Origin of the sequence: Intestinirhabdus alba, assembly GCF_009711095.1 — a bacterium.
GTDB classification, from domain to species: domain Bacteria; phylum Pseudomonadota; class Gammaproteobacteria; order Enterobacterales; family Enterobacteriaceae; genus Intestinirhabdus; species Intestinirhabdus alba.
In genome coordinates this window covers 1-975 of sequence record NZ_WMJZ01000118.1, presented here as the reverse complement: position 1 = coordinate 975, position 975 = coordinate 1, and the positions used below count along the sequence as shown (strand labels likewise).

The window sequence follows — 975 nt, the reverse complement described above, 5'->3', positions numbered from 1 at the left end:
ACGGCGTGGAGGCGGCCTGTTCGCTGGCATCGGCATACCGGTTAATTTGTTCGTCAAACGTCATGGCGTCATGCTCCTTTATTTTCGTTCCGTCGCTGCTTGCAGGCTGACGGTTGATCCTGCCTGAATATCCGGTGCCGTGCGCGATTCCTGGTCAATATCTTCCGGCCAGCGAATATTCCAGGGAAAGACTATGATATCCCGTAGCGCGTAAGGTCTGACGCAAGATACTTCCTGTCCATCTTTCTGCAGAATCCCACTTTAAATCCTTTATTTGACGACAATATATTTTCCGCTATATGCCGTATATCTGAAAATAATTCCGCAGCATCATCTCTTCTTATGGATAAGAAGCGGTTCGTGGGAAAATAGTCGTCTATTGCGTCTTTGATCTTTTCTGGCGCAATATCTCTTTTGCTCGCTGCTTTTTTTTACTCATCCTTGTATATCCTGACTGGCGGCATTCCGGGTTATCCGTCTTTATGGGACCATCTGATCTGGTCCTGACGAGCTTACTCCGGCGCGGTTCTGGACTCGATATCCAGCGCTTCCGGCCAGCGCACCTTTCTTCGGGGGCTTCCGTCATCATGCTGGTTGGGATAGAGCGGANCGCCCGGTTCAGAATAAAACGTTCGCTGACCTCACTGGTTCCTGGTTTACATACGGCACCGTACAGACGGAAGCCCTGATCGTAGCGATCGGTCTCGCGGCTGATTTCGCCGTGAACATCCGCCCAGTCATACACCCTGACGGTGGTCGGCCATTTCACCCACGGATTCCAGGCTTTACGGTGGTGCTCAAAGATATAAATCTTCTGCCGTTTGCGATTAAACCGGATGGGCTGATCCCGGGGGACAAATAAAGCCATCCTCAGATTTAATATTATCATTGAAAATGAAATCAAAAAAAACAAAAAAAATAAAAGATACATTTCAAACTCAAAACCTAAGTGATATAAGTCCACTATCATCCATA

General features: G+C 47.9%; 1 protein-coding gene. It reads right to left on the bottom strand.

Annotated features, from left to right (window positions below; all coding sequences use genetic code 11):
• Positions 1-376: 376 nt before the first annotated feature.
• Positions 377-868, bottom strand: coding sequence for a DUF6708 domain-containing protein (locus GJV78_RS23890; protein WP_456237503.1), 492 nt, complete (start codon positions 866-868; stop codon positions 377-379).
• Between the last annotated feature and the right edge of the window lie 107 nt (positions 869-975).